General features: G+C 61.2%; 18 protein-coding genes and 1 pseudogene. 9 read left to right on the forward strand and 10 right to left on the reverse strand.

Translation table 11 applies throughout. The annotated features are described in order from the left end of the window. Both FJ492_RS25405 and cysD read right to left on the reverse strand, forming a co-directional pair. On the reverse strand, nt 1-308 hold a 308-nt coding region (locus tag FJ492_RS25405; RefSeq protein ID WP_246676120.1), incomplete at its 3' end, for a GTP-binding protein. Nucleotides 309-310: 2 nt separating this feature from the next. Continuing rightward, a complete protein-coding gene (gene cysD / locus FJ492_RS25410; protein ID WP_140510434.1) occupies nt 311-1,216 on the reverse strand; it encodes a sulfate adenylyltransferase subunit CysD in 906 nt (301 codons plus the stop codon). A gap of 468 nt (nt 1,217-1,684) precedes the next feature. On the opposite strand from cysD, the gene FJ492_RS25415 reads away from it, so the two are divergent. Both FJ492_RS25415 and FJ492_RS25420 read left to right on the forward strand, forming a co-directional pair. Continuing rightward, nucleotides 1,685-3,010 carry an O-antigen ligase gene (locus FJ492_RS25415; protein ID WP_246676121.1) on the forward strand — a complete coding sequence of 442 codons (1,326 nt, stop codon included), beginning with the start codon at nt 1,685-1,687 and terminating at the stop codon, nt 3,008-3,010. 17 nt (nt 3,011-3,027) lie between these two features. Beyond that, the gene (locus FJ492_RS25420) at nt 3,028-3,975 is read left to right on the forward strand and encodes an NAD-dependent epimerase/dehydratase family protein (protein ID WP_140772846.1); all 948 of its coding nucleotides are present in this window, start codon (nt 3,028-3,030) and stop codon (nt 3,973-3,975) included. Between the two features lie 45 nt (nt 3,976-4,020). Here FJ492_RS25420 and FJ492_RS25425 read toward each other — a convergent pair whose 3' ends face one another. The 4 genes and pseudogenes from FJ492_RS25425 to gmd all read right to left on the reverse strand — a co-directional run bounded on the left by FJ492_RS25425 (nt 4,021) and on the right by gmd (nt 10,189). After that, nucleotides 4,021-4,560 (reverse strand): sugar transferase, encoded by a 540-nt coding sequence (locus FJ492_RS25425; protein WP_140772847.1) that lies wholly within the window; start codon nt 4,558-4,560, stop codon nt 4,021-4,023. A 240-nt stretch (nt 4,561-4,800) separates the two neighbouring features. Next, the gene (locus tag FJ492_RS25430; protein WP_181166755.1) at nt 4,801-6,789 is read right to left on the reverse strand and encodes a nucleoside-diphosphate sugar epimerase/dehydratase; all 1,989 of its coding nucleotides are present in this window, start codon (nt 6,787-6,789) and stop codon (nt 4,801-4,803) included. Nucleotides 6,790-7,675: 886 nt separating this feature from the next. Beyond that, nucleotides 7,676-8,844 (reverse strand): annotated as a pseudogene (locus FJ492_RS25435) (IS256 family transposase). Between the two features lie 361 nt (nt 8,845-9,205). Next, a complete protein-coding gene (gene gmd, locus FJ492_RS25440; RefSeq protein WP_181166756.1) occupies nt 9,206-10,189 on the reverse strand; it encodes a GDP-mannose 4,6-dehydratase in 984 nt (327 codons plus the stop codon). 244 nt (nt 10,190-10,433) lie between these two features. On the opposite strand from gmd, the gene FJ492_RS25445 reads away from it, so the two are divergent. The 4 genes from FJ492_RS25445 to FJ492_RS25460 all read left to right on the forward strand — a co-directional run bounded on the left by FJ492_RS25445 (nt 10,434) and on the right by FJ492_RS25460 (nt 15,967). Further along, entirely contained in the window at nt 10,434-11,561 is a 1,128-nt protein-coding gene (locus FJ492_RS25445) for a glycosyltransferase family 1 protein (RefSeq protein ID WP_140772849.1), read from the forward strand. Continuing rightward, complete coding sequence (locus FJ492_RS25450; protein WP_140772850.1) at nt 11,561-12,658, forward strand: glycosyltransferase; 1,098 nt, start codon at nt 11,561-11,563, stop codon at nt 12,656-12,658. Before FJ492_RS25445 ends, FJ492_RS25450 begins: the two co-directional genes overlap by 1 nt. Nucleotides 12,659-12,995: 337 nt before the next feature. After that, on the forward strand, nt 12,996-14,432 hold the full coding sequence (locus tag FJ492_RS25455; protein WP_140772852.1) for a phosphomannomutase: 1,437 nt from the start codon (nt 12,996-12,998) through the stop codon (nt 14,430-14,432). Between the two features lie 113 nt (nt 14,433-14,545). After that, a complete protein-coding gene (locus FJ492_RS25460) occupies nt 14,546-15,967 on the forward strand; it encodes a mannose-1-phosphate guanylyltransferase/mannose-6-phosphate isomerase (protein ID WP_140772854.1) in 1,422 nt (473 codons plus the stop codon). Nucleotides 15,968-16,088: 121 nt separating this feature from the next. On the opposite strand, the gene FJ492_RS25465 is transcribed toward FJ492_RS25460, so the two are convergent. After that, nucleotides 16,089-16,970 (reverse strand): NAD(P)-dependent oxidoreductase, encoded by an 882-nt coding sequence (locus FJ492_RS25465; protein ID WP_181166757.1) that lies wholly within the window; start codon nt 16,968-16,970, stop codon nt 16,089-16,091. Nucleotides 16,971-17,239: 269 nt separating this feature from the next. Between FJ492_RS25465 and FJ492_RS25470 the strand changes: the two genes are divergently transcribed. From FJ492_RS25470 to FJ492_RS25480, 3 genes are all read left to right on the forward strand, one after another. Then, a complete protein-coding gene (locus FJ492_RS25470; protein ID WP_140772858.1) occupies nt 17,240-18,097 on the forward strand; it encodes a site-specific integrase in 858 nt (285 codons plus the stop codon). A 12-nt stretch (nt 18,098-18,109) separates the two neighbouring features. Continuing rightward, nucleotides 18,110-19,297: an IS91 family transposase gene (locus FJ492_RS25475; RefSeq protein WP_140772860.1), complete on the forward strand. Its 1,188-nt coding sequence runs from the start codon at nt 18,110-18,112 to the stop codon at nt 19,295-19,297. A 518-nt stretch (nt 19,298-19,815) separates the two neighbouring features. Next, nucleotides 19,816-21,381 carry a hypothetical protein gene (locus FJ492_RS25480; protein WP_140772862.1) on the forward strand — a complete coding sequence of 522 codons (1,566 nt, stop codon included), beginning with the start codon at nt 19,816-19,818 and terminating at the stop codon, nt 21,379-21,381. Between the two features lie 197 nt (nt 21,382-21,578). On the opposite strand, the gene FJ492_RS25485 is transcribed toward FJ492_RS25480, so the two are convergent. The 3 genes from FJ492_RS25485 to FJ492_RS25495 form a co-directional block, all read right to left on the reverse strand. Beyond that, on the reverse strand, nt 21,579-23,111 hold the full coding sequence (locus tag FJ492_RS25485) for an IS66 family transposase (protein WP_140772864.1): 1,533 nt from the start codon (nt 23,109-23,111) through the stop codon (nt 21,579-21,581). 69 nt (nt 23,112-23,180) lie between these two features. After that, nucleotides 23,181-23,537: an IS66 family insertion sequence element accessory protein TnpB gene (gene tnpB / locus FJ492_RS25490; protein ID WP_140772866.1), complete on the reverse strand. Its 357-nt coding sequence runs from the start codon at nt 23,535-23,537 to the stop codon at nt 23,181-23,183. After that, nucleotides 23,534-23,977 (reverse strand): transposase, encoded by a 444-nt coding sequence (locus FJ492_RS25495; protein ID WP_140772868.1) that lies wholly within the window; start codon nt 23,975-23,977, stop codon nt 23,534-23,536. Before FJ492_RS25495 ends, tnpB begins: the two co-directional genes overlap by 4 nt. Nucleotides 23,978-24,114 lie beyond the last annotated feature (137 nt).

Below are 24,114 nucleotides of genomic sequence, written 5' to 3' on the forward strand. Positions count from 1 at the left end.
GCGAAGAAGCGGTAGGCGACGTCGATGGTGATGCCTTGCTCGCGCTCGGCCTCGAGGCCGTCGACCAAGAGCGCGAAATCGATGTCGTCGCCCGTCGTGCCGTGCTTGCGCGAATCGCGTTCGAGCGCGGCGAGCTGGTCCTCGAAAATCTGCTTGGTGTCGGACAGCAGGCGTCCGATCAACGTCGACTTGCCGTCATCCACCGAACCGCAGGTCAGAAAGCGCAGCAGCGACTTCTTCTCCTGCGCGGCCAGATAATCGCGGACGCCGTCCGTGGGAGCGAGGCTCTTCGCCATGATGTGGCGCATGGTCAGAAATACCCCTCGCGCTTCTTCTTTTCCATCGAACCGGCTTCATCGCGGTCGATCAGGCGACCCTGCCGTTCGGATGTGCGTGCCGTCAGCATCTCGCCGACGATGGCTTCGAGCGTGTCGGCGTCGGATTCGATGGCGCCGGTCAGCGGATAGCAACCAAGCGTGCGGAATCGCACCAATCGGTTCTCCACGACCTCGCCGGGCAGCAGCTTCATGCGATCATCGTCCTTGAGGATCAACATGCCATCGCGTTCGACGACGGGCCGCTGCTTGGCGAAATAGAGCGGCACGATCGGGATGTTTTCCTGCAGAATGTATTGCCAGATGTCGAGCTCGGTCCAGTTCGACAAGGGGAAGACGCGGATCGATTCACCCTGCGCGATGCGAGTGTTGAAGATCTTCCACATCTCGGGCCGCTGGTTCTTCGGATCCCACACATGCTGGGCATTGCGGAAAGAGAAGATGCGCTCCTTGGCGCGCGACTTTTCCTCGTCGCGGCGGGCGCCTCCAAAGGCGGCATCGAAGCCGTATTTGTCGAGCGCCTGGCGCAACGCCACGGTCTTCATCACATGGGTGTGGGTGTTCGAACCGTGATCGAACGGATTGATGTTGTCGCGCACGCCGTCTTCGTTGACATGAACCAGAAGGTCGAACCCCAGCTTCTGCGCCATCTGATCGCGAAATGCGATCATCTCGCGAAATTTCCAGGTGGTGTCGACGTGAAGAAAGGGGAATGGCGGCTTGGCCGGATAGAACGCCTTCATCGCCAGATGCATCAGCACCGACGAATCCTTGCCGACGGAATAGAGCATAACCGGCTTGGTGAAAGCGGCCGCGACCTCGCGGAATATGTGGATGGACTCGGCTTCAAGCCGCTGCAGATGCGTAAGCGCTGATATCATGGACCGTGAGCGTTCTCTCGTGCCTTGCAACAGAAGTTACTGCGTCAAATCATCGAGCCTTTTTGCGCCCGCTTCAAGCTTCGCTTCTGGACAAAGTGTTTCGTTCGGGCGTTCTAGCAGATCGTCGCGGCCCAGAACAATGCAGGACGAGCCCGGCTGCAGTCGGTTCGGGAATGAATTTTCCATGCTTGTGGCAAAATCCGGAAATTTCTGCTTGAAGGGCCTCCAGCTGGGAAAGGCAGGAAAAATATTGCCTGTGAGAGCGCCGCGGCGGCGCCGCAGGGGTCAACCGGCCCCGAATGCGGGATTTCGGCGGCAATCGATCCGGACGCACTATCGAAACAGCGACCCAGCCGCTATACGCTTTTCGAGAGTGGGCAAGTGCGTGATGAAGCACGGGCAGTTTCGAGGCGAGCACTTTCGAGAATGTGCCGCATAAAATCTCTCTGGAATAGCAGGTCCGAAAAATTGAACCGGCTTTCATCCATTAGGCAGCAATTCACGCCTTCGCGGATCAATATCTACTTCTCCATTCTCTGCTTCTTTTCTCCCCCGGTCCTGGGATCGGTGGTTAGCTTCGTGTTCAATGGCGGCGGCTTGTGGTCCGTCCTGTTGATCGCCTTGAAGAGAAGACGCTTCAATGTCGACCGCGCGATGATGCCGCTGACGATCGCGATCTATGCCTATTGCGCAAGCAATGTCCTGGCGTCCCTCGTCAACCACGCGATCGTCAAGGACGCGCGGCATCTTATCCCGCTGATCACCTTTCTGTTTTTTCCCATCTCCTATTCGACCTGGAGCATTACGCCGAAGGCAACGCTCGTCCGCATCATTGTGCTGGCCAGCATGGCTGCCTGTTTCGGGGCGCTGCTGCTGGCGGTCTATCAGCAGTATCGGCTTGGCATACGCGCCGAGGGCGGGGCCGGGAATGCGATCGTTTTCGCTGAGGTCCTCTGCCTTGCAGTTGTGACCTGCGTGGCTGCTGCCCTGTCCGGTATAGAGAGGTACAGGATCGCCCTCATCTGCGCTGCACTCGGCGGAACGGTCGCCATTATCTACTCCGGTACGCGCATCGTCTGGCTGGCGCTGCTGATTGCCGGTATCGCCGTTCTGCTGATCAACCAGCAGAGGCTGAGAGGGAGAAATGCCGTTCGCGTGCTTTTGCTGCTGGCCGCGATCGCAGTCACAATCGCGTTTTTTGGGTTCCAGACGATAGCGGGGCGTGTTGCATTTCTGCACTCCGACTGGGATGCGCTGGCGGCCCATGGTGACCACACGACTGCTCTGGGATCGCGCGTCGCGCTTTGGGATATCGGCCTGAAGGCATTTCGGGAGATGCCATTTTTCGGACATGGAGTGGGTGCCACCCGGCTCTTGATCAAGCAGGGCTTTCAGGATCAGTTCGGCATGGACGAAGGTTACAGTCATTTCCACAACGGCTTCCTGACCGCCTTGGTGCAAGCGGGAATCCTGGGTGCGGTGACACTGGCGGCGATCTTTGTGGTTGCCGCCAGAAATGCCGCCCGGGTCCTTCGCAACAGCGTCGATCCGATCGAGCGGTTCGGCGCCACCATGATTGTCGCCGTCGTGATCACCTATCTGACCGCCGGAATGACAGGCATCCTGATCGGTCACGACATTCTGGACTCGGTCTTTATGGTCTTCCTGGTGTCGGGAACATATCTTGCCTGTGGGCGCCAGGCTGCGTTGGTGGAAATCCGGACGATATCACCAGCGACCGGCCAAGCCGTTCCATCAGTGGAAGGCCTAGCGCCTCCGCCAGCCGCCCAATAGCCGGTCCGGGCAAGACAATGAAAGTCCTGGTTACCGGCGCGACGGGCTTCATCGGCCGCCAGGTGGTCGATCGGCTTCTTGAGGCCGGTGTCGAGCTTCGCCTCGCCTCCCGCCAGCCGGAGAGACTTGATGGGGGGGCCGACGCCATGCCGATGCCGGGTTTCGATGCGCCGGCCGCGGCTTTCCTGGCGCTGACCAGGGATGTTACGGATATTATCCATTGCGCGGGTCTTAGCAATGATCAGGGCAACGCCACCGAAGCCGATTTTCGGGCAGCCAATGCGCAATTGAGCGCACGTCTAGCACATGCCGCCGCCACGCAGGCAAGTGGACGGTTCATCCATCTTTCCTCGATCCGGGCCGTGATCGGCGCGCGTGCCAGCGCAACGATCGGCGAAAACACGGTCCCCGAACCGCAAGACGCCTACGGGCGCTCGAAGCGCGAAGCAGAAATCGCGGTGCTGGAGGCCTACGCCTCGCATGGCCGTGCCGACGCCGCCATATTGCGGCTGCCTCCGGTCTACGGGATCGGCATGAAAGGAAACCTGGCGACGCTGATGCGGCTCGCCGATACGGCTCTGCCGATCCCGACAGGCGCGTTGACGGCAAACCGCTCGCTGCTGTCATCGCAATCGGCGGCACGGGCGGTGTGGCATCTGTTTTGCCATTCGCAGCCGCTTCATCCGGTCTATACCGCCAGCGACGTGCCGCCGGTTTCCGTGGCTGCCATCATCGGTGCCTTTCGCCGCGGTTTCGGGAGGCCGACCCGCCTGGTGCCAATGCCGGCCGGACCGATGCGGGCGGCCGCCATACTGCTTGGCAAGCGGCTGTTCTGGGACAGCCTGACGGCGACACAGATATGCGACCCTTCCCTGCTTGCCTCGCAAGGCTGGGCGCCGGAATCCAGCACACTGGAAAGGCTGACCGAGATAGCGCGGCTCCGAAAGTCCCGACTTCCCGTTTGACCACTGGTCCAAGGACTGGTTTTTTCCTTCTGGAGCACGGCGCGCTCAGCCGCGATAGAGCGTTCCGAACAAGATCCGAAGGTCAAGCCAGAACGACGCGGTCCTGAGATAGCTGGCATCGATTTCGGCCAGAAGTTGCGGGTTCGACATGTCGATGCCCCTGATCTGGGCCAAGCCTGTCATTCCGGGGAGAGCCTGCAAAACCCCCAGCCGCTTGCGGCATTCGATCAGTTCCGTCTGGGTCGGCAGGCAGGGACGCGGCCCGACCAGGCTCATTTCGCCGCGCAGGACATTCCAGAGTTGCGGCAACTCGTCGAGCTTGAATTTCCGCAAGCCCTTTCCAACCGATGTCACGGCGCTCACCGGGGTTTCATGCGAGGGCAAGGATGGCGTTCCCTGGTACATCGTCCTCAACTTGTGGCAGCGAAAAAGCGCACCTTCGCGGCCAACCCGCGTTTGGGAAAAAATCACCGGACCAGGCGACGATGCACGGACGGCAAGAATGGCAAGAAACAGAATCGGAGAGGATGCCACCAGCAGCACAGCCGCACCGGCGATATCGAAGATTTTCTTGGCTGTCGTCATGAGTGGCCGATGGGCTCCCTGCCAGGGCTTCACCCGGCAACCGCGAGCGAAACCCATCAATCCGGTCGGCGTAGCATGAGGTCGCCTATCGACCAAGCGCACCACGCAAGGCCAGCAAGATTAAGATCGGTCGACCCACCAAACTCGTCCTTGAACAGGCGACCAAGCCGCAAGCCTGCCTGCCACGATGCGCTGGAGTTGGGGTTGAGCGGGGTTCAATCACTCAACATCTGCAACCGATTAAGTCGCCTGCCCGGCCGTTTTCGGGATCACCTCTTGAGGCGTACCTCCCCTAGGCTTCTTAGCGCGGTCAAGACCAGCCAGCACGGCAAGTGAAGCGGTCTTGTCCTGTTCCTTCACCGACTGCTGAAGTGTGGCAAGCGCGGCCTGGACATCCGGCCACTCCACAACATCCGTGCTCAATCCAAAAATCTTGGCAATGCTGAGCTCGACCAATTCCTCGTCTTCGCCGTGAAGGGTCTCGTGGAGCTTTTCGCCCGGCCGGATGCCCGTGAAGCGGATTGGAATGTCCGTATAGGGGCTTTTTCCCGCCATCCGGATCATCGTTTCGGCCACTTCGACGATCGGCACGGGCTTGCCCATGTCGAGCATGTAGACGGCGTAGTCCTGGTCGGCCGGCCGCGACGCGGCATCGGCCGCCGACATAATGACGAGATCGACGGCTTCGGCGACAGTCATGAAATAGCGCGTCATGCGCCGGTCCGTTATCGTGACCGGTCCACCGGCCTCGATCTGAGCCTGGAATATGGTCGACACCGAACCGTTGCTGCCGAAGACGTTGCCGAAGCGAACAGCGATGAACTTGGTGGCGGCGCGGCGCCCGCCTGGTTCGCCGGCCGGCGTTTCATGCAGGGCGCTGACGATCTGTTCGGCGGCCCGCTTGGTCATGCCGAGCACGGAGGTCGGATCGACGGCCTTGTCGCTCGAGACCATGACGAATTGCGCCACGCCGCACCTGGCGGCGACCTTGGCGCAGACAAGCGTGCCGAAAACGTTGGTCTGGATGGCCGATTCCCAGTTCTCCTCCAGCAGCGGAACATGCTTCAGCGCCGCGGCGTGGAAGAGGATGTCGGGTTTGAACTCGGTGACGACACGCGTCATCTGGCGCCTGTCCGCGACATCGACGATGCGGACCGTGAGGCGGTCATGGTCCTTCTCATCGACATACTGGCTCAGCTGGAAGATGCCGAATTCGGAATTGTCGGCGACCAGCACGGCCTCGGCTCCAAGCTCCAGCGACCGTTTGACCAGCGTGCGCCCGATCGAGCCGGCGCCTCCCGTGACGAGGACGCGCTTGCCGCCGACGAAGGCGCCGATGCGCTCGATGTCGGACGGCACAGTCGGGCGGCGCAGGATCGTCTCCATCTCGACGGCATCGAGAACGAGCCTTCCCTCCTGGCCCACTTGCGAAAGCCCCGCGAACTGCACGACCCCGATGTCCCCGTGACGCGCGACGCGGACCAGCTCGGAATATTCCTCGATCTCATGCTCGGCGCCACTGCCGAAGATCAGGAGATCGAGGCTCTTGCTGCCGGTCGCATAGTCCTCCAGGACATCGATCAGGCGCGGCCGGGTCGCCACCACCGGAATACCTTGAATGCGCGTGCCGAGCGGTGCGCCCCGCTCGGTCGCCATGATGCCGACGATGGAATGGTCGGCGGGCTGCGCCGTACGCGTGAAACGAATGATCAGGTCGGCCTCGCCGAGCCGCCCGACGAACAGGGCCTGCTTGGCCCGCGCCGTGTCGGCCTTGCCGTTCAGAATACCCCAGCTCGCGCCGTCACGCAGGAAGCGGTAGAACAGCCGGGGCGCCGAGATAATGGTGAAGGAGACGAGCAGGAAAACGATGAACTGGCGCTCGTTGAGGCCCGCGACCGGCTGGAAGAAACGCACGATCAGCGAAACGGCGTAGAGCACGAATGTCAGGATCGCGCAGCTCTTCAGGATGTTGAAGAAATCAGGCGTCGAGGCGAAGCGCCAGACCGTGGTGTAGAGGCCGCAATATCTGAACAGAAGATGGCTGATGAGCACGATGCCCGCCCAGGTGACAAGGCCCTCCATGGAGAGCGCCCCGAACGAAAGATCCGACCGCGACAGGACAAGGCTGAGCGCCACCGCGACCAGGACCATGACCACGTCCTGAACCATGATAAAGGCGCGCCGCATCTCCGGCCGGAGTCCAAACACTGCTTCGAGGTAAGAATTCATTGGAAGGCGCTAAACTCCAGGCTCACATCAACACCACCAAGGTGCGAACACGAACATACTTAGGGCCGATCAGGTTTTCAAAGTGCCATCCCTGCCCCAGCCGTCGGATATCGCATACTGCGGCGCTGAGGTCATAGCCAGCTGTTTTTTTCAACGATGCTGGGTTAAGCCGGCGCTTATGTTTATCTTAATTCGGGAAGGATGCCAGGTCCTTAGAACAGGCAACAGTGCCCCTTGTATGACGAAGGCTGTTTGGACCGGAGACATCGCAAACGGGTGTGCGAAGATATCATGAACAGTTTGCATCCTATCGAGCCATGGCTGCTATTTTCTAATGCCTAAACCGCGTGTGCGGTCGAACGAAAGGTGACAGCTTTTCCGAAGGCTCTGCATAAGCGTATGGAATGGCCGAGCACCGAGACGAAACCATGTTGCTGAACGACACGGAGGATGTCGCCAGTGGCGTATTCCCTGCAGCGCCTCCGCCTTGAGCGAAGGATGGAAGCGCTCCTCGTTGCCAAGGATCTGCGGATGGCAAGGCCTGGGGTGGCTGGCGGCGACGTCGGTTTTCGATTAGTCGGACGGTGGATACCATGAAGTCGTTGCGCCCCGCCATCGCCCCACGGCGGCCATTGTCTGTGGCGATAGGCCACGGCAGGCCGAAGCGGCGAAACCCGGCGATCAGCCGGGCCTTTACAGTGTCGGTAGTCTGGTCAGCACAGACTGCCAGCACGACCGACAGCGCGGATGGTCATCGAGTAGAGCGGATGCAGCCGGCCGATGCGCAAGGCGACGTGCCCCTTAAAGGCGCGACTTTGCACCCCCGGCCAGATGCGCCGTCGTTGTGTGCGTCAAGTTCTGCAAAATTGGGCGGCCATGGTGCTGGTCATGCGGCTTGGCGTAAAGCGAGTTTTTTGTGCTCGCGCAGGTCGTCCATGTTGATGTATTGCTTGGCCTCAAATCCAGTCTTCGTTGATCTCGACGGCCAACGCCCTGACCAGGCGCAGGCAGCTTTCGGCATTGGGGAAGATGCGCACGACATAGGTGCGCCGGCGGATTTCCTCATTGAGCCGTTCGAGCATGTTGGTGGACTTCAGGTGCTTATGATGCTGGCGCGGCAGGCGAAAGAAGGTCGTCGTGCTCTCGATGGTCTCCTCCGCCCACGTCGTCAGTCGTGGGCAGCGGCCCGACCATTTGGCAAGCCAGGCGGCGAGATCGGCCTTGGCCTCGGCGAGATCGCGCCGGTCGTAGAGCCAGCGCAGTTCCTGCAGGCAGTCGTCGCCGTGCTTCCTCGGCAGGTGATTCCTGAGGAAGTGGACGTAGCAGCGCTGCCAGCCCGCTTCCGGGATGACTTCGCCGTTCGCCGCGACCAGGCCGGCATGATCGTAGGACACGACCAGCTCGACGCCCCTGAGGCCGCGCGCCTTCAAACCGACGAGGACGTCCCTCCAGGCCGAGCGGCTTTCGCGATTGGCCATCTCCACAGCCAGGATCTGACGCCGGCCGTCCCAGTCTATGCCAACCGCGATCAGCACCGCCTGGCTCATGACGATGGCGGCTTCGCGCACCTTCTCGTAGCGGGCATCGAGAATAAGGTAGGCAAAAGGTTCCTGAAGCGGGCGTTCGGCAAACGCCTTCAGGGTCTCGTCCAGACGCTTGTTGATGGCCGAGATCGACGAGGCCGAGAAGGCATGACCGCACAGCTCTTCAGTGATCGCGTTGACCTTTCGGGTCGACACGCTCTGCACATACATTTCCGACAGTGTCGCCACCAAGGCCCGCTCAGAACGCTGGTAGCGCCGCCGGCTCGGTCTTGCGGAACCCGCAGTTCAAGCTTTCCGACCCGGGTGGCAAGGGTGTGCGCCCATAATAACCCGAGCGGTAGCCGAGACGCTCCGGTATGCGCTCGCCCTTCGAAGCACCCAGCGCCTCCTCCATCTCCGCCTCGAGCACCTCCTGCATCATCGCACGGATCACTTCGTGCAGACCCTCAGGGTTTGAAAGCAGAATGTCTTTGATCGCAGCGCTGGCAGTCTTACTCTCAATCTTGGTCATGGTGGCGTTCCTTCGCGGGAATCAGGTGACGTTGAACATCACCAGCCTGCCATGACCGCCGTCTCTCAGCGGATTTGCACAACTCTCAGCACACTACCCGCGCCGTCCGAACCGAAGGCTGCCGCCTCCACAACGCCTCAGGCTCGATCGTGGCCGCCTGCTCTTTGGAGTCGTCCGGAATCCGCGCGCCAAGCGCAGTCCCAGCCGGGCGATGGAAATCCTGAAAGCTGCGCAAGTTCGGCGCCTTAGATCACGGGAACATCGAGGCAATGCGCCGGATACTCTTCGAATTCTGATCATCTGAAGACAGCCGATCCCGAAATGCCGGCCAGCACATACCCGCCGACAGACGGGGAAGACGTTACGCGTTTCGCTTCAACCGGGCGATATCGGCGTCCACCATTTCGCCAATCATTTCTTCGAGAGTGATGTTGGTGCTCCAGCCAAGCCTGGCCTTGGCCTTGGCCGGATTGCCGAGCAAAACCTCGACCTCTGCCGGGCGGAAAAGCGCCGGGTCGATCTTGACGTAGGCATCAGGACTGAGACCGACATGGTTGAAGGCGATACGGATCATGTCGCGCACAGTTGTGGTGCGCCCGGTGGCCACGACGAAGTCGTCGGGCTCGTCCTGCTGAAGCATCAGCCACATCGCTTTGACGTAGTCTCGGGCGTGACCCCAATCGCGCTTGGCGTCGATGTTGCCCATCTTGAGCTCGTCTTGCTGGCCAAGGCTGATGCGGGCAACCGCATGCGTAACCTTGCGGGTAACGAACTCCTTGCCGCGCAACGGTGATTCGTGATTGAACAAAATGCCGGACGAAGCGTGCAGATTGAAGCTCTCGCGATAGTTGATCGTTATCCAGTGCCCATAGAGCTTGGCGACCGCATAGGGTGAGCGCGGGTAGAACGGTGTCGTCTCGCTCTGCATTTCTTCCTGGATAAGGCCGAACATCTCTGAAGACGACGCTTGGTAGAAACGCGCTTCCGGGCATTCGAGCCGAACGCATTCGAGCACGTTGGTGACGCCAAGAGCGGTTATCTGCGCAGTGAGAAGCGGTTGCTGCCACGACGAATGGACGAACGACTGCGCGGCAAGATTGTAGACCTCATCAGGTCTTACCAGCTTGAAGGTGCGCATGAGACCGGCAAGATCGCTAAGGTCGCCGTCGACGAAATGAACGTCCTTCTCGATGCCAAGCCAACGCAACCGATGATCGGTAACTTCCGCGTGGCTGGACCGACGAACAAGTCCATGGACTTCATAGCCCTTGCTCAGTAGTAACTGCGCGAGATAAGCTCCATCCTGACCGGTAACGCCTGTAATCAATGCCTTTTTCAAAGACAACTCCCGGAAAATCGATTGCTATTGATGTCCCTCCCATAGGGCATGAGCACAGCGTTGTCCACTTCCGAACGCCGGGCAATTCACGGTGTTTGGCGATGCGGGTAGGGCACGATGATGGCGGCTTCCTGGGTTCCGTCGAAGCCCAATCCGAATTTGCCGAAAGCATTTTCGAAACGCGCTCAATGACCTGCGAACGCCATGCAAGCCATCATTCCAACGCAATGCCGTCAAAATGCACATTGCAATGAAAATAGGTGTCGACGCCCGCAACCTGACCGCATCGTTCAGCGGCATCGGGCGCTATCTGGTAGAGATGACCCGATCTCTATCGCTGGCCGGCCACCAGCTCATTCTTTATATGGCCTCGCCGCCAGCTCAGCCGCTGCCCTCCGATTTCATCGCAACGTTGCGGATCGGCGCGCCAGCGCGCGCCAGCGCGATCCAGCGGCATATTTGGGGGCAGACCACCCTTCCTCGGCAGATAGCCGAAGACAGGCTGGACGTGTTCTGGGGGCCGGCTCATCGGCTGCCGTTGTCACTGCCGAAAGCCCTCGCCAGGGTAGTCACCATCCATGACCTGGTCTGGTATTATTACGGACAGACCATGCGCCGCTCGGGATGGCTGGCCGATCGCGTGTTGATGCCGCGCGCCATAGCGATAGCGGACCTTGTTGTCGCCGATTCGACATCGACGGCCGACGCGCTTCACGACGTGCTGGCGGTGTCACGCAACAAGATGCGGATCGTCTATCCCGGCACCACCCCCGACGTGGCCCCAAATCCACCTACGGCCCCCCTGCCCGAGGGCCTGGACAGGCCTTTTGTGCTTTTTGTCGGCACGCTCGAGCCTCGCAAAAATCTTGAACGCTTGTTGATGGCGTATGCTGCGCTTGCTCCGGATCTGCGTCGTGCATCTCCGCTGGCAATCGTCGGCGCGCCCGGCTGGCGGCAGCGCAATGTCGCCGACTTGGCTGCGGGGTTCGGCCTTACAGAATCCGTGAAAGTGCTAGGCTTCGTTTCCGAGGCAGTGCTGGACAGCCTGTACCGGCATTGCCGATTTGTTGCCTTCCCCTCGCTCTATGAAGGATTCGGCTTTCCGATCATCGAGGCAAACCGGGTCGGCAAACCGGTGTTGACCTCGACCAATTCGTCGATGATCGAAGTCGCCGGCGACGCCGGAGTGCTGGTCGATGCCTTCGACATCAAGTCGATCGCCGATGGCCTCTTTCGTCTTCTCACCGACGAACCACTCTACGAGGCGCTGTCCGCGCGGGCCCGGCCCAATGCGGCGCGGTTTGACTGGACTAACAGTGCTCAAGAACTGGTCGACTGCTTCCAGCAGGCAATGGAACGACGCAGGGGTCAAGCGTGATGCGGGTCCTGCATTTCTTCAAAACCTATATCCCCGACAGCTTCGCAGGCGTCGAGCGCGTTATCTGGAGCATAGCAGAAGGCGTTGCCCGCCACGATATTCAAAGCGACGTCCTCTCACTCAGCAGGTCGCCCGAAACCGCGGCAATGGTGGCCGGTTCACATTTCGCCTACAAGGCGAAGCTTGATTTCTATGTCGCTTCCACCGGCCTTTCGATCAGCGCGCTCAGCCGTTTCAAGGAACTCGCCGGGAAGGCCGACATTATCCACTATCATTTCCCGTGGCCGTTCATGGATCTGGTGCATCTGGTAAGCCGGATCGGCAAACCCAGTGTCGTCACCTACCATTCCGATATCGTGAAGCAGCGCCTTCTGATGCCTTTCTACGCGCCGCTCATGCGCGCCTTCCTCGAGCGCGTGGATGTGATCGTTGCGACCTCGCCCAACTACGTGGCGAGCAGCCCTGTCCTGCAGCGCTACGCGGCCAAAACCACGGTCATTCCCATTGGGCTCGACGATCCTGCGATATTGGCTCCTGACCCGGCACTCGTCGAGCAATGGCGCGCGCGGGTCGGATCGGGCTTTTTTCTCTTTTGCGGTGCCTTGCGCTACTATAAGGGTCTGCAATTCCTGATCGAAGCCGCGCGGCAGAACCGGCTGCCGGTAGTCGTCGCCGGCAACGGGGATATGGCGTGGGCACTGCGCGACGCCAGTCTCCCGAACATCGTTCATGTGCCCGACTTTTCTGATGCCGACAAAGCCGCCTTGCTGCACCTGTCGCTGGCTTTCGTGTTTCCCTCCCATGTCCGCAGCGAGGCGTTTGGCCTGGCGCTGGTCGAAGCGGCGATGGGCGGGCGGCCGATGATAAGCTGCGAACTCGGCACCGGAACGAGCTTCGTCAATCGCAACGGCGAAACTGGCATCGTCGTTCCACCGGCGGATGTGCCGGCTCTGGATCGCGCCATGCGCGCGCTTTGGACCGACCGAGAAGCTGCCCGCCGCATGGGCGACGCGGCACGGGTCCACTATCAGGAGCACCTGCGGGCAGACGCTATGGTCGACAGCTACGCGACGCTTTATCGAAATCTGGTCCGATGACCCTGGATTGACGGCCGCTTCGTTGCCATTGCCGATCTAAGTGGGCCTCTTCCACGGGCCGCAGAGGCTTGGCGGTCTCCCGCCAGACTGTGGTCAGAACATCGGCCAATCGATTCAGAGGTTCGCTGCGCCGTTCGCTCTCGGTGAGAAAGATCTCGAACCCATGACATTCGGGGTCGAGAGCGCGCCTACCATCGTGCGTGCGGGTCTTAGAAGGCCTTGCGGATGCAGGCGCGATTCCGGCCGACGCGGTTGACGGAAGTCATCGCGCCATAGTAGCTCAGTTGGTGACTATAAATGCACCATTTCCCGTTCCTTCCAGCTGCCATAGGCCAACATGAGCGACCTCAAATTTGGTACAAGTGGCCTTCGCGGGTTGGTCACCGATCTGACCGATGCGGCTTGCGACCGATACACAAGCGCATTCATCGCCCACCTCCGCAGCATAGGAGCGAGCGGGCGAGAAGGCCCGATCCTGGTTGGACAGGATTTGCGCGCCAGCAGCGCCCGGATCGCCGCTGCCTGTCTCGGGGCCATTGCCAAACAGGGGTTTACGGCGCTGGATTGCGGGTATTTGCCGACATCCGCGCTGGCGCTCGAGGCGGCCCGAATCAGGCGGCCTGCGATCATGGTGACCGGCAGTCACATACCCGACGATCGCAATGGTCTGAAATTCTACCGGGCAGAGGGCGAAATCGACAAAGCGGACGAAGCCGGCATAATTGACCAGCTTGATGATGGATCGGCCGCCGGGCGCGGCAACACTCCATCGGCCTCCTTCAGTTCGGAAGCATACTACAGCCCGGAAGCATTGCACCGCTACAAGCAACGCTACGGCAATCTTGCCAGGCATGTGGATTTGACCGGTCTGCGGATAGCGGTCTATCAGCATTCGTCGGTCGCGCGCGATCTCCTCGTGGAGGTGCTTTCCAGCCTCGGCGCCTCCTGCTTTCCATTTGGTCGGGCGCAAGCCTTTATTCCCGTCGACACGGAGGCCGTTCGGCCGGAAGATGCGGTGTTGGTGCGTGAAACCTGCGCTTCAATGCGCGTCGATGCCGTCGTCAGCACCGATGGGGATGCCGACCGCCCCATGATTGCGGACGCAAGTGGCGCATTTATGCGTGGCGACGTCATCGGCATTCTGACTGCTCGCTGGCTCTGTGCCGATGCGGTCGTCACGCCCGTCACGTCCACCTCCGCAATCGAAGCGTCTGGGCTCTTTGCATCGGTAAAACGCACGCGGGTGGGCTCGCCTTACGTGGTCGAAGGCATGATGCGCGCTTCGGAAGAAGGTTCGCGTCTTATCGTTGGTTTTGAAGCCAATGGCGGCGTATTGCTTGGGTCCGATATTAACTGTGACGGGTTCGTCCTGAGCGCGCTGCCCACCCGTGACGCGTTTTTGCCGATCATTGCCGTCCTGGCGCTGGTACAGCAGAACAGGCAAAGCGTGGCGGCACTGGCAGCCGATCTGCCGCCCCGGTTCACAGTCAGCGACAGGCTCAAGAACATCCCGTCGCAGAAGAGCGCTCCGTTCCTCGCCCGGCTGGCTGAAAGCCGGCCATTCGCCGCCGACTTTATTGCCGATTTCGGTGACTGGGCTGCCATCGACACGACAGACGGCGTTCGGATAACACTCAAGAATGGTGACACAGTCCACTTTCGCGCCTCCGGAAACGCTCCGGAATTGCGTTGCTATGTAGAAACCGGCGATGCCGAACGCTCTCGGTCGATCCTGCAATCCGGCCTGGATAAAGCAGCGGCGGCAGTCGCATAGTTATACGTCCAGGCGATCGCGAAATAGCAGGGCCGTGCGGGACGAGCGAAATTTTTCTTGTCTTGCCCATTTTGCTGCCTAAAAGGCTCCATCGACTTCGGTGAGGAATATACATGTCTGCATTGATCGTTCCGATTATTCTTGCTGGCGGCCAAGGCACGCGCCTTTGGCCGATGTCGCGCTCGGCGCGGCCAAAGCAGTTTTTGCCGCTGCTGGGGTCGCACAGCCTGTTTCAGGAATCACTGAAGCGGGTCGCTAACACGCGCTATGCCGATCCGATCGTCATCACCAACAATGAATATCGGTTTCTGGTCGCCGAGCAGGCGGCCGAAGTCGAGTGTGGACTCTCGGGCGTCTTGCTGGAACCTGTCGCCCGCAATACCAGCGCGGCCATCACTGCCGCGTCGCATTTTGCGGCTCAAAAGTTCGGCAAGGACGCGGTGGTCCAGATCATCCCGTCCGACCATTCCATCGTTGTCGACGAAAGCTACTGGACCGCGGTCGACACGGCAGCGGCTGAAGCCCGTACCAGGCTGGTGACATTCGGGATCAGCCCGACGCGGCCAGAAACAGGTTTCGGTTATATCGAGATCGGCACCGAGCGATCCGCCGGCGTCCATGAAGTGGCGCGATTTACAGAAAAGCCAGCCCTCGAAGAGGCCCAGGGGATGCTCGCCTCAGGCAAGTACCTTTGGAATTCTGGCATGTTCATGTTTGCAGTAGAAACCTTTCTTTCCGAGCTGGAAAAATTCTCACCCGACATTTCCGCCCTTACCCGGGAAGCCGTCGACAAATCGGTCGTCGATCTGGATTTCGTGCGCCTGGACAAAAAGTCGTTCGAGGCCTCTCCCAGCATCTCTGTTGACTACGCTGTTTTTGAAAAATCTTCGCTTGTATCGATTGTTCCCGTTGATTTTTCCTGGTCCGACATGGGCAGCTGGGATGCCGTCTGGACAGCAAGTGATAAGAACAGCGACGACAATGTCATTGTCGGCCGCATCGGCCTTTCGTCCACACAGCGATCGTTGGTCATTTCGGAGAAAGCTTATGTCGCGGTGCACGGGCTTGACGATGTCGTCGTTGTTGCCAGCGAAGACGCGATTTTCGTTGGGAAGCTGTCGGATGCGCAAAGTGTTGGCCATATTGTCAGTGGGCTAAGAGCGTCGCCAGAGACGTCGCATCTTACCGAGATCCACCGCACGGCCTACCGCCCTTGGGGCGGGTATTCTTCCGTTCTGAACGGCGACCGCTTCCAGGTGAAGCGGCTTTTCGTCAAGCCCGGCAAGAAGCTTTCCCTGCAAAAACATTTTCACCGGGCCGAGCACTGGATCGTCGTTTCAGGTACCGCCGAAGTGACGATCGACGGTACGATTTCGATGCTGACGGAAAATCAATCCATTTATCTTCCGCTTGGATGCACCCACAGGCTGGCGAACCCCGGCAAGATCTTGCTCGAGCTGATCGAGGTGCAGACCGGATCCTATCTGGGCGAGGACGACATTGTTCGCATCGAGGATGAGTTTGGCCGGGTTTAGCGGCGTTGCGCGGCTGAACCAGATTGGCGTCCTTTATGTGGAAACCTGACGCCGCTCTATCTGCCTGAGCATCGGAATTATCCGAAAACTGCTTCGCACTTTCAGTCCCATGTTCTGGATTTCAAGTCAGCATTTGCGCCAGGACATCGCGAACAGGCAAGGGCGGAAGACGGTTCGGCAGTAGGCGGTCGAGCTTTTCGACAGAGCCGACAAGGTGCCATACCTCATTCTTACGCGTGAATTCCGGCGCGGCTTCGATCTCGATTTCGTGACCCGTCAGCTCGGTCAGGTTCTCCAGGAGTTCGCGCAGCTTCGTGCCGCGTCCCGAACACAGATTGACGACTTCCCCGAAAGTGGCTGGCGCCCCGATCGCCTCGATCAGGATCGAGCATGCCGCGTCGAGGTTGATATAATCGCGGATAACGTCGACATTGCCAAGACGCACGACAGGCGCACGCCGGATGAAATGGTCGACCAGCTTGGGAACGATGAAGTCCGCCCGCTGCCCGCTGCCGATGACGTTGAACGGCCGCACGATGGTGATGTCGTGCCGCTCGGCGGCCAGCACGGTCAGCCGTTCAGCAACGAACTTGCTCAGTCCGTAGTGATGGACCGGCAAGGGTGGCATATCCTCGCTGAGCACATTGGACGGCTGGTTGCCGTAGACCCCGGCGGTGCTGACGAAGATAAAGCGTATGCGCCGCCCGAGATGGTCGACGGCTTTGATTAGGCGCTCGCTACCCAGCGCGTTGATCTCGTAGTAAGCGCTTGCTTTGTTGCCCGTGACCGTGGCTAGCGCTGCCAGGTGAATGACGATGTCCGGATCGGCATGGGCCACAGCTGCCCATACGGCTTCCGAGTTCTCAAGCGAAAAATTCGGACCTTGCGGATAGGGCTCCGCGCCGGAACTCACGCCAAAGACCGTATGTCCCTGCTCTCGAAGCAACGTGCACAGCCGGGTGCCGATGAAACCCGAAGCCCCGGTAACGAGTATTTTGCTCACGAAGTGACTGCCTTCATTGTTGTCACACAATCCATTTGACGTCACGCCGGCGCAAATGGCCCGAACGCTGTGCTCCTGTCTGGCACGAAGCGGCGTGCAAATTCAATGCGTGTCGAAGACATATCGAGACCTTTTGGCAGCGCATTCGCGCGATGGCACGATTGAACGAAGCCGCTGACGCGGCATTTGGTGCACCGGTTTGCGGATGACGCTTCTGTTTTGAAGGATTGCTGCTGTTGAAGCGCAACCTTGAGAACAGGAGCAATGAGATGGCCGAGTTGAGCCTGCTTCGCCGGCGCATGATCGAGGACATGACGATCCGCAATCTGTCGCCGGCCACGCAACGATCCTACGTGCACGCGATAGCGAAGTTCTCCCGCTACTGTGGCCGATCCCCGGACCGGCTTGACCTGGAGGACGTTCGCGCCTTCCAGGTGCACCTGGTCTCGGCCGGAATCTCGTGGCCAGCGCTGAACCAGACGGTATGCGCGCTGCGGTTCTTCTACGGCGTGACGTTGGGCCATGCCGAGATCGCGGAACGGATCGTTTATGCCCGCTCGCCGCGCACGCTGCCAGTGGTGCTGAGCGCCGACGAGGTCGTCCGCTTCCTGGAGGCGGTGCCGAGCCTGAAGACGCGCACGGCCCTGACGACGGCCTATGCCGCCGGCCTTCGCGCCTCGGAGACCGTCGGGCTGAAGGTCGGCGACATCGACAGCGGGCGCGGCGTGATCCGTGTCGAACACGGCAAGGGCGGCAAGGACCGCACCGTGATGCTGTCGGCGCAACTCCTGCGTATTCTGCGGGTCTACTGGCGGCTGGCGAAGCCGCAGGGCTGGCTGTTTCCCAGCCGGAACGCAACCCGTCCCATCGACGTGCAGGTTCTGTATTCGGCCTGCCGCTCGGCGCGTGCGGCCGCCGGCATCGACAAGCGGGTAGTGCACACGCTCAGGCACAGCTTCGCCACGCATCTGCTCGAGAACGGCACCGACATTCGCATCATCCAGGTGCTGCTTGGTCACAACAACCTATCGAGCACGGCGCGCTACACGAAGGTCTCGAACGGTCTGATCCGGCGCACGACGAGTCCGCTCGACCGGTTGAACATCGAGGTGGTGCCGCCGGGCTGATCCGGTCCCGCCATGCCGTCGAGACTGGAGGTGGCGGATATCTTCCGCCGCCATGGCGAGGCGTATCGACAGGTTCATGACGGTCATCTCGGACGCGTCGAGCGGCGTGTGATGAGCGCCATCGAAATGTGCCGGACCGCCGAACTGGGCGGTCATGTCGAGGGCTGTCGGTCCTGCGGGGCGATCCGCGTGGCCTACAATTCCTGTCGCAACCGGCATTGCCCCAAATGCCAGGGGCAGGCCTGCAGGGAATGGCTCGCCGCGCGGCAGGACGAACTTCTTCCGGTTGCCTACTTCCACGTGGTGTTCACGCTGCCGGCCGCGATCGCCGCGATCGCCTTCCAGAACAAGGCGGCGGTGTACACGATCCTGTTCAAGGCGGCCGCCGAGACGCTGCGCACGATCGCAGCCGACCCAAAACATCTGGGCGCCGAAATCGGCCTCATCGCGGTGCTGCACAGCTGGGGCCAAACTCTCACCTACCATCCCCACCTGCATTGGATCGTGCCGGGCGGTGGCGTCTCGCCCGATGGTACGCGCTGGATCTCGTGCAGGCCGGGCTTCTTTTTGCCCGTGCGCGTGCTGTCGCGCCTGTTTCGGCGGCTGTTTCTGGAGGCTTTGCGCGCCGCCTTCGACGCGGACGGCCTCAAGTTCTTCGGCGATCTCGCCGGCTTGGCCGAGCCAGCCGCCTTCACCCGCATGCTCGCCGAAGTCCGTCGCCTCGCATGGGTCGTCTATGCCAAGCCGCCCTTCGGCGGGCCGCAACAGGTGCTGGCCTATCTCGGCCGCTACACCCATCGCGTCGCCATCGCCAATTCCCGACTGATCGGCACGGCCGACGATCGGGTCGCGTTCCGCTGGCGGGATTATCGTCATGGCGCCAGGACGAAGGTCATGACGCTCGAGGCGCACGAGTTCATCCGTCGCTTTCTCCTGCACACGTTGCCCGATGGTTTCCATCGCATCCGCCACTACGGCTTCCTCGCCAACGGTAATCGCGCCGCCAAGCTCGACCTGTGCCGCAGGCTGCTGGCCGGATCGCAGCAGAACGAGCTCGAACCGGATGCCGAAAGCGCCGCTGTCACCGCCGAGCGCCTGGCGGTGGCGCATCGCTCCCCGCTGCGGAGAGCGATGGTCACGCTCGCCATCTGGCGGTGCGGCCAGGCGCCGCCGCGCCCCTTCTGGAACGACACCTCATGACCACGCCGGGTGCGTCCACATCACCCGGAACGGTATCCGTCGCCATGGGCGCCGGCACCCCGACCCTTGTCCCGCCGCACAAAGCCGCAAGCAGACAGTCCGGCGATCGAAGGCACTGCAGCCTATCCGACGGCTCGCGCCATCACGGTTCCGTCTTCCACCGCGCGATCCTTCGCTGTGGCCGCATCGTGAACGCCCTTCATCAGCCTGGCGAAGACGATCCCGACCGCTCCTCCAGGCTACAATTCCCATAGCGCCAGATCGTCCCGCGGCTTCGTTCAATCCGGCTTGCAATGAGGTCCGACAACCAGTCCGCCCGCTCCGTCGTGTCCGCGGACCTCACAGAAGCCTCCAGATACAAGGTCGGACGGGCAGTGATTCAGGACGGGACACGCGCCACCTCGCGCGGCGATGGCGTACTTTCAACGCAATGTCCTCAGACACCATGGATTGCGCAATGTGGGGATAGTCCGATAGTCCTATGGAACGAGCCCATTGCGAGTGCCTGGTAACCGATAATGAAAAAATTAGCCGACAAAGGCCTGTCGCCGATCTTCATTCATTCGTCCTGGCGTTCGAGCAGCACCTACGTCTACTCGCTGTTCCGCAAGCAGACCGAGCTCTACTACGCCTTCCAGGAACCGCTTAACGAAGTGGCTTTGCTGGGGCAGCGCGACCCGCAAATTCTGCTGCGGTCCAACCAGGTGCTCGGTTTGCAATTGCGTCATCCAAATCTCGGAAAACCCTATTTCCAGGAATTGCACGATACCTACTCGGCATGGGCGGGCGTGATGCAAAAACCCATGCTCTACGACGATTTTTTTGGCACAGCCGATGGCGTGGATACAGCAGGTTTTTTCGACGCACTCATTCAAGCTTCTCCGCGGCGACCGGTCTTCCAAGAATGTCGGACGGGGATGCGGATCGCAAAACTTCGCGAGCGGCTCGGCGGGGTGCATCTGGTACTGATCCGCAACCCGCGCGATACATGGTGGTCATACAAGATCAACGAATACTTCGAGCGCGCACGAGCGCTGTGCGTCAATGCGGCGAACCCGCCAGCCAGTATTTTGGCGCTGCGCGAGGCTATTGGGTTTGTGCCGTTCTCCGCTTCCGACATTATGGAAGAATTTGGGCATTTTTCGCGCGTGCATCGCTCACCTGCCGACAGCTATCTCGAACATTGCGTTCTGTGGGGATTGGCCCTGCGTCACGCCCTCGACCATGCCGACCTGATACTCGACATCGATCGCATGACACAGAATCCCGAATTGCGCCAAAATGCGGGGAGCCGACTGGAGGAGCTCGGCGTCCCAGGCGTCGACCTTGAAGGTGTCCATGCCCCGCAACGTTGGTATCAGCCCACCGAACTGGATTTCTATCGGGCACAGGAAGCGCGCGCGATAGAGCTTTTGGAACAATCCGGCGTATCCACCGAGGCTCTGCTCGCGTTTTGTGGTGACGATTATTGGTCGGCCCCGCCACATGCCGACGCTGCGGCGGCGGCGGAATACCGCGGGATCGTGGGGCGGCTGGAGAAACAGGCCCAGGAGTACGAGCGGGCTGCGGAGACCGAAAAGGCCGACTTGCTCAACACCGTACAGGAAGTGTCGGTACATTACGCTGCCCTGGAAAAAGTACACGCAGCCGCGACCGCCGAGAAGGAGGAGTTGGCAAGGAAGCTCGTGAGTGCACAGGCCACCGTCGAAGCATTCAGCGCCGAGAAGAGCGAACTGCTCCACAGGCTGAAGGAGGCATCCCGGCACTACGCGAATCTTGATCGGGGATTTGCGGCGGCCAAAGATGAGATCCAGAGCATTAGGGAGCAATTGGCAGCCGCTCAGGGCGAGGTGAGCGATCTACACACCCAAATCCGCACGCTCGGCGCGGCCAACGAAGCTCTGGGGGCGGAAGTCGAGGACTGCCATGACAAACATGCGCAGACAAGGCAGCGATCTGCCGCCTTGCAATCTGAACTGGCGAGAGCGGAGGCTGCCTTAGTGGTCGAGCGTCAGCGCATTCAAGCAATAGAATCCAGCCGCACGTGGCGCTGGACGCGGTCATTGCGGCGGGACGGAACCTGACGTTGTTCATACAGATAAGAGTCGCCTGTCACGACCTTTGGAAAAGCGTTCTACCAAACCGGTCGAAGCACAAGAGCCGGTGGGCTCGCTGCCCACCGGCTCGACGGACTGTCGCAGCCAAGGCACATCTGCCGCCAGGCGTCTTTCACGCCGCTGCTACGGCTGGCCAGAGGACACCTGGGACGTAAGCGATGTTCTCAGGCCGCTGCGCTGAGTTCGGGAGCGCGGATGTAGGCCCACGGCAGGAGATCGTCGATCTGGCTGTTTGGGTGGCCGTTGACGATCCTGGTGAGGACGTCGGCGAGATAGCCGAGCGGCTCGACACCGTTGAGTTTGCAGGTTTCGATCAGCGAAGCGACGAAGGCCCAGTGCTCGGCGCCGCCGTCCGATCCGGCAAAGAGTGCATTCTTGCGGTTTAACGCGATAGGACGGATCAAGCGTTCAACGGTGTTGCTATCGATCTTGATGCGGCCATCGTCGAGGAAGCGCGAGAGGCCTTCCCAGCGCGACAGCGTGTAGCGGATCGCCTCGGCGAGCTTTGTCTTCTGGCTGATCAGCCCGAGCTTCTCGCGAAGCCAGGGCTCGAGAGCGACGGCGATCGGCAGGCTCTTTTCCTGGCGCATGGCACAACGCTGCTCCGCCGATCGTCCACGGATGTCGTCTTCGATGCGATAGAGTTCGGCGATCCGTCTCAGCGCCTCGCTGGCGATCGGCGCGGGACCGGCCGCGGCGAGTTCATAGAAGCGCCTGCGCACGTGCGCCCAGCAGAAGGCGAGCGTCACGCCGCTCTTGTCGGCGAGCACACGATAGCCGCCATAGCCGTCGACCTGCAGGATTCCACCAAAGCCCGCGAGATGGGCAATCGGCCGCTCGGCCTTGCGGTCCGGCGCATAGACATAGGCGACGCCCGGCGGATCGCTGCCCTGCCAGGGCCGGTCATCGCGGGCATAGGCCCAGAGCTGGCCTGTCTTGGTCTTGCCGCGACCGGGATCGAGCACCGGCGCGGTGGTCTCGTCGGCGAACAGCTTAGGTGAGGACTTCAGCTTCGCCAGCAGCCGTTCGTGAACTGGACGCAGGTGCCAGGCGGCGCGGCCAACCCAGTCGGCGAGTGTCGAGCGGTCGAGATTGATGCCCTGCCGGGCGTAGATCTGCGCCTGGCGATACAGCGGCAGGTGGTCGGCATATTTGGACACCAGAACCTGGGCGACGGTGGCCTCGGTCGGCAGGCCGCCTTCGACCAGCCGGGCGGGCGTGGGAGCCTGAGCGATCACATCTTCGCAGGCGCGGCAGGCATATTTGGGTCGGCGCAAGACGATCACACGCAGCTGCGCGGGCACGATGTCGAGCCGCTCGCTTACGTCCTCGCCGATCCGATGCAGGCCATTGCGGTAACACGGGCAGGCCCGGTCCTCGATGTCGACGACCATCTCCACGCGAGGAAGATGCGCCGGCAGCGCGCCGCGGTTCGTGCGCCGTTTCGCAGCACAGTTCCGACGTTCGGCGGGATGGGACCGTTCCTTCACTTCCTCGCCGGCGGCCTCGATCTGCTCGGCCTCTTCGAGCCCCAGCAGCAACTGATTCTCGGGCAGCGTCTCAGCTCTTCTGCCGAAGCGGTGACGCTGCAATTCCTTGATGATCTGGATCAGGCGGGCGTTCTCGACGTCGCGCGCCAGGATCATCGCCTTCAGCGCATCCGGATCGTCGGGAAGCTGGTCCGCCGTTATCGCCATGCGTGGATCAGACCATATTCGTTGACAGCCCGCGAGAGCGGAATCCAGGCTGATTCACTTCGTCGCGGGTCAGCCCGCCTGAACCGGAGCGCGGGTCCGGCGCGCCTCGTGGACACGCCGCCAGTCGAGACCTTCGAGCAGCGCCGACAACTGTGCGGCCGTCAGCCGCATCATACCGTCATGCACTTTTGGCCAGCGGAACTCCCCGTCCTCCAAGCGCTTGGCATAGAGGCAGACGCCGGTGCCGTCCCAGAAGATCAGCTTGATCCGGTCCGTGCGTTTGGCGCGGTAGACGTAGATCGCGCCGCTGAATGGATCGGCGCCCATCGTCTCGCGCACAGGCGCAGCCAATCCCTCCGCGCCCTTGCGGAAGTCCACCAGCTTCGTCGCGACCATGACCTTGACCGCACCCGTCGGCCCGATCACGACGTCTCCTTCAGCGCGCGGATCACCGCCGCGACCGTCTTGGCGTCGGCGCCACGGCCGACCCGCATGGCGACGCCGTCGATCTCCAGTTCGATCACGCCGGCGTCGCGGGCGGCTTTCCGTTTGCGTTGTGGCTGATGTTTCCCCGTCGGTTCCGGCTTGGGAGCCGCCACCACTGCCGGCACGAACAACGGTTCCGGTGCCAGCGTCTCCGCCAACGGTACACGAGCGGCCCGACGCCAGGCGAACAACTGCTGCGGGGACAATGCATACCGCCGGGCCACGGCACTCACGGTCTCGCCGGCATCGTAACTTTCCGCCACGATCCGCACTTTCTCCTCCGGCAGCCATTCGCGCCGCCGACCGGAACCCGTGAACACCTCGAAACGGCGCGCCGGCTCAAGATCGCTGGATTTAAGCGTAAGCTCTGAAATCGTCATGTGTCGAAGCCCTCAAAGGCTCCGAACATCGTTCTTCAAGACCACGCGCGAAAGGTGCCACCAAAACAGCGCTTACCCTGGGACCGCTTGAGGCCGCCCCAGAGCTACGATCTCTCAGTCGTTGCCGCACTCGGTTG

The organism is Mesorhizobium sp. B2-5-4 (genome assembly GCF_006441095.1).
GTDB lineage: Bacteria > Pseudomonadota > Alphaproteobacteria > Rhizobiales > Rhizobiaceae > Mesorhizobium > Mesorhizobium salmacidum.